The organism is Luteibacter sp. HAY1-4A (assembly GCF_056755355.1).
The window spans coordinates 1-5,918 of record NZ_JBNDHZ010000090.1 but is presented as its reverse complement, the minus strand read 5'-3'; the positions used below and the strand labels follow the sequence as shown (position 1 = coordinate 5,918).

The window sequence follows — 5,918 nt, the reverse complement described above, 5'->3', positions numbered from 1 at the left end:
GTTCCAGAGACCGTCGTCAAAAAGACGACGTGTAGGACACGGTTGGAAGGGATCGCAACACCAACCTTTTTCGGCAGGGGATGTCCGCCAAGGACACCAAAGGGAAGGCGACCCAGGTCGTCTGCGGCAGTACCACGTGGCAAGGGGTAGTGCAGATGGTAAACGGTTCCACCGCGAAGCCGGCCAAGGCTTCATCCGTCCAGGGCGCCGCGCCCGATGTCACCGGTCCGATGGGCCTTTCCACGTCATGAATCGTCGCCGTCGCGCCTGGCGCGACGGGCAGGATTTGGGTTGGCGTTGAGGGGAACGTCGAATCCTCGAGTGTTTACGCCGGCGAGGGGGTCTTCGCCGGTGGGCGTGCAGGGAGGGGTCCCGGCGCCGCACTAGGGAGGTACTGGTAATGACTTCACGAACACTGGCACAGGCTTTGGGCCTCGTGCTGACGGGCATGTTCACCGTGGCGGGGGCGGCGTATGCCGCCGATACGCCGGCCGCACAGGCCGCGCCGAAGGCAACAACAGGGCAGAGCCTGCAGGTCGTGGCGATCGATCCGACCACGGGCAAGCTGCGCGCACCGACCGCCGCCGAGCGGGCCGCGTACGTCCAGGGCGCCCAGCAGCGGCAAAGCCGCGTCTCGGCACTCACGGGCCAGCCGCGCACCAACGCCGAAGCGGTGAAGACCGCCCGCAAGATCACGCTGCACAGCGGCGCGAAGGCGACCGGCATGCGCCTGCCGCTGGAACGCATGAGCAGCGTCGTCGCCACGCGCGAGGCCGACGGCTCCCTTTCCATCCACCATGAAGACCAGGGCGCACAGGCTGCACCCAAGGCACCGGAGGCAACCCGATGATCCGCCGCGGCCTTCTCTATTCAGCCCTTCTCACAGCCGGCCTGTGCGGCGCCATGAGCGCCACCGCCGCCGAGATCAAGATCGTCAACCAGGACGTCGGTACCGGCCAGGGCCTGGACGATCACACGCCCGCCACGCCGATCGGCGGCAACCCCGGCACCACGTTCGGGCAGCAGGCGTTGAATGTCTTCCAGTTCGCGGCGGACATCCACGGCGCCTACCTGAAGAGCAACGTCACGATCATCAACAACGCCACGTTCGAACCGCTGGAATGCGACGCCACCGGCGGCGTGCTCGGTTCGTCCGGCCCCTTGTCGGTCTTCACCTTCGATGCCGCCAACCTCCCGGCGGGCGCCAAGGCCGATACCTGGTACGCAGGGCCGACGGCCGACGCCCTTGCCGGCGAAGACCTCGATCCTGGCAACGCCGACATCCAGAGCCAGTTCAACGGCGCGCTCGGTTCACCGGGTTGCATCGAAGGTTCCAAGTGGTACATGGGCCTCGATCATCAGGTGCCCGCCGGGCAGATCGACTTCCTCAACGTCGTGCTGCACGAGATGGGACACGGTCTCGGCTTCCTCGGCCTCACCGATCTGCAGACCGGCGAAGACTTCCCGGGTGGCGCGGATTCGCATCCGGACATCTACGGCACTTTCGTGAAGCACAACGGCACGTTGTGGGACGACCTCACGCCGGCGCAGCGCGTCTCCGCCGCGCTCGATGACGGACACCTCGCGTTCTCCGGCCCGACGGTGGTCGCGGAAGCGCCGCTCGCCCTGAGCCAGCCCAACGTGTACCGCGTCTCCGCACCGGCTGCCGCGGCCGGCGACTACGAGTACGCCCAGGCGTCCTTCGGTCCGACCGCCACCTCGGCGAACTTCTCGGGAAGCGTCGCGCGTGCCACGCCCAACGACGGTTGCGCCGCCATCACCAACGCTTCGGAAGTTGCCGGCAAGGTTGCGCTCATCGACCGCGGTACCTGCGACTTCACAGTGAAGGCGCTCAACGCCCAGGCTGCCGGCGCCAGTGCCGTGCTGCTCGCCAACAACCAGCCCGCGGCGGTCACGCCGGGCGGTACGCCCGCCTCGCCGGTGAACATCCCGGTGATCCTGGTGAGCCAGGTGGACGGCAACACGCTCAAGGCGAACCTCGCCGGCCTCACCGGTGCGGTGGCCCAGGGTACGGGCCTTTCCGGCACCAACGCGGACGGTGTGCTGATCTACGCGCCGGCACAGCTTTCGCCGGGCTCGTCGTTCTCGCACTACGACACCCGCCTGACGCCGAACGCGATCATGGAATACGCGATCAACCAGGACCTCCGCGGCGAGATCGACCTCGACCTCACCCCCGCGCTGTTCCAGGACATCGGCTGGGGTATCGATCGCGGCAACCAGTTCCTGCTCCAGTGCGACACCGGTATTCCGAAGCTCGTACCGGGCGGCATGGTCATCGGTGCCAACGTGATCGCCAACGCGAAGATCATCGCCGGCAATGCCGACGATGTGGGTGCCTATCGCGCGGGCGTCACGGCGTATGCCGCACAGCTCGCGGCCGACGGCCTGATCACGGCCGACCAAGCGAGCAGCCTCAACGCCTGCCTCACGGACGCGCAGACCCAGGCGCAGTACGACGAGTGGGGTCCGCCGCCGGCACCTCCGGGCATCGCGCTCACCAACAACCAGCCGCTGGCCAGCCAGAAGGGGGCGGCTGGTGCGAGCACGGTCTACACGCTCGCGGTGCCTGCCAACGCGAAGACGCTGAACCTGCGCACCTACGGTGGCTCGGGCGACGTTTCGATCTCCGTCACCGACCCGAGCGGCAAGGTGAAGGACCAGCCGAATCGTCCGGGCAACAGCGAGATGTTCACCGCCGGCAAGCCCGCGGCGGGGACATGGACGCTGACCGTGAAGGGCGTCAAGGCGTACTCCGGCGTGACCGTCCTCGGCGCCTACACGCTGTGACGGAAAGAGGCCCCGGTTCGCCGGGGCCTCTGCTTTCGTGGGGCACACCCACCGCGCCGCAGAATGGTGGGCTGCATTCGGCGGCTCGGTGCCAGGGGTCATCAATCACAGGACACATCGTCCGCCGCGGTCGCGACGGACTGGCGATGGGCCGCGCGTTCGCGCGCCCGCGCATCGATCGCTCACAAGCGGACATTCGGGAGGAAGGTTGACGTGAATACCATCTACAGCAAGGTTTGGAACAAGTCGCTCGGCATGCTTGTCGTCGCTTCTGAACTGGCGAAAGCCAACGGTAAGGGCGGCCCTTCCCGACGCCTGCGCGCCGCCATGGCAGCGCTGCCACTGGCCGCCGGCATCGTGCTGGCGCTGGGCAGCTCGCCGGCACAGGCGGGCAACGTATGCGGGGGCTATCTGCTTGGCCTGCAGGGCAAGGCGCCGGTGGCGAAAGGTGCCGACGCGTTCGCCTGCGGCACCGGGGCCAAGGCCGAGGGCGACTACAGCTCGGCGGTCGGCACGAAGGCCCGCAGCGACGGCGCCTACAGCGTGGCGTTCGGTAACGACGCCCAATCGCTCGGGCTCTGGTCCACGGCGGTCGGTCAGGCGTCCCGCGCCGTCGGCACCAGTGCCGTGGCGATCGGCGCATCCGCATATGCCAGCGGCTCGGCCAGTACTGCCATCGGCACCGGTGCGAGCGCCACCGCGAAGAATTCCGTGGCGCTCGGCGACCATTCGATCGCGGATCGCGCCAACACGGTGTCGATCGGCAAGGTCAACGAGGATCGCCAGCTCGTGCACGTCGCCGACGGCACGCAGGCGAACGACGCGGTGAACAAACGCCAGCTCGACACGGTGTCTTCATCGGTGACCGGCGTATCGACTCGCGTGGACGCGCTGTCGGACACGGTGGACGGCGTGTCGAACAGTGTCGACGCGCTTGCCGGCAGCGTGAGCGATGCCGCGCATTACTTCAAGGCGAACGGCGCTGACGACGGCAGCGATGACGCGCAGGCGACCGGCGACTACGCCACGGCATCGGGCTCCGGTGCCTATGCTGGCGCGCAAGGTGCCAGCGCCTACGGCAGCGGCGCGGTGGCGACGGGACAACAGTCGACCGCGGCCGGCTACGGTGCGGTGGCGACGGGTCAGAACAGCGCGGCCTTCGGTGCCGGTGCGCAGGCGGATGGTCCGGGAAGCGTCGCGGTCGGCGGCAATGCGGTGGACGAAGACGGCAATCCGCTGATCACCAACAGCGGCGTTCCGGTGGACACGAGCGCGACGAGCGCGGGTGTCGGCGGCACGGCGGTCGGCGCGAGCGCGAACGCCAGCGGTTTCGCCGCGACGGCGAGCGGTGTGGGCGCGTATGCATCCGGCGCGCAGTCCTCGGCGTTCGGTGCCGTGGCAAATGCCATCGGCGACCTGTCCACGGCCATCGGCACGCAGAGTGCCGCGGTGGGACTGAGCAGCGTCGCGGTGGGTGAAAGCGCGCAGGCCACGGGTGACGAAAGCGTCGCGGTCGGCGGTTCGAGTTTCTTTGGCTTCATCCCGGCCGAAGCCACCGGCACCGGTGCATCCGCGCTGGGCGCGGGCGCGTGGGCCACAGCGGACTATGCGACGGCCGTCGGCTGGTTGAGCACGGCAGATCACGAGAACGCGACGGCACTCGGCATGTCCGCCGTGGCCGCCGACGTCAACGCCACGGCCATCGGTGCGCAGACAGGTGCCGTCGGGTCGCAGGCCACGACGGTGGGTGCGCAGTCGACGGCGGTGGGCGATCTCGCCACGGCACTCGGCGGCAGCGCACGCGCGGTGGACAAGAACGCCACGGCGCTTGGCGGCAACGCGCAGGCCATCTGGGAAGATGGCACCGCGGTCGGTGCGAATGCGCAGGCGCAAGGTGCCGGCTCGACGGTGACCGGCGCGAACAGCCTGGCCTTTGGGGATGATTCCACCGCGAACGGTCACAACGCGATCGCCCAGGGCACCGGCGCGTCGAGTTTCGGTGCGGGCAGCCTCGCCAGCGGCGATTACACGACAGCCGCGGGGCAGGGCGCGTTCGCCGGTGCGCCGGGTGCGAGTGCGGTCGGCAGCGGTGCGGTGGCTGCCGGCCAGCAATCGACGGCCACGGGTTACGGTGCGGTGGCGACCGGCCAGAACGCCGCGGCCTTCGGTGCGGGTGCGCAAGCCGACGGCCCCGGAAGCGTCGCGGTCGGCGGCAACGCCGTGGACGAAAACGGCAATCCGCTGATCACCAACGGTGGCGTGCCGGTGGATACGAGTGCGACCAGCGCGGGCGTGGGTGGCACGGCGGTCGGTGCGAGCGCGAACGCCAGCGGCTTCGCCGCGACGGCCACGGGCGTGGGCGCCTATGCATCCGGTGCGCAATCGGCGGCTGTGGGCGCGGTGGCCAATGCTCTCGGCGACCTGTCCACGGCGGTAGGTACGCAGTCGCTGGCCAACGGCGTGCAATCGACGGCGGCCGGCGCGGGCGCGGCGGCGTACAGCGACGGCTCGACCGCGCTGGGCACGGCATCGAGTGCGTCGGGTGTGGCGAGCGTGGCCATCGGTGCCGGCGCGGAAACCGGCTTCGGCCTGTTCGGTCTGGAAAGCGCGAACGCGGTGGCCTTGGGAGCGGGCAGCTGGGCCCTTGGCGACAACTCGACGGCTCTGGGTGCGAACGCCTGGGCGCTGGCCGACAACGCGGTGGCCTTGGGTGCGAACTCGACCGCCGATCGCGCGAATACCGTGTCGGTAGGCGACGTGGGTACGGAACGGCAGATCACGAACGTGGCCGCGGGCACGGAAACGACGGATGCCGTGAACAAGGGCCAGCTGGATGCGGTGGCCGGCAGCGTGAGCGACGCCAGCCACTACTTCAAGGCGAACGGCTTGAACGACGGCAGCGACGACGCCCAGGCCGCGGGTGAACAGGCGACGGCGGCGGGCTCGGGTGCCTTCGCTGGCGCACAGGGCGCGAGTGCCTTCGGCTCGGGCGCGGTGGCGGCGGGCCAGCAATCGACGGCCACGGGCTACGGTGCGGTGGCGACGGGCCAGAACAGCGCGGCTTACGGTGCGGGTGCACAAGCGGACGGTCCGGGAAGCGTCGCGGT

3 protein-coding genes are annotated in these 5,918 nt (G+C 69.4%); all 3 read left to right on the top strand.

What is annotated here, in order from left to right; genetic code table 11:
- Window positions 1-400 precede the first annotated feature (400 nt).
- Window positions 401-850 carry a post-PEP-CTERM-1 domain-containing protein gene (locus tag ACPYOD_RS18905; protein ID WP_481303233.1) on the top strand — a complete coding sequence of 150 codons (450 nt, stop codon included), beginning with the start codon at window positions 401-403 and terminating at the stop codon, window positions 848-850.
- Window positions 851-903: 53 nt separating this feature from the next.
- The gene (locus ACPYOD_RS18900; RefSeq protein WP_481303232.1) at window positions 904-2,811 is read left to right on the top strand and encodes a PA domain-containing protein; all 1,908 of its coding nucleotides are present in this window, start codon (window positions 904-906) and stop codon (window positions 2,809-2,811) included.
- A gap of 213 nt (window positions 2,812-3,024) precedes the next feature.
- On the top strand, window positions 3,025-5,918 hold a 2,894-nt coding region (locus ACPYOD_RS18895; protein ID WP_481303231.1), incomplete at its 3' end, for an ESPR-type extended signal peptide-containing protein.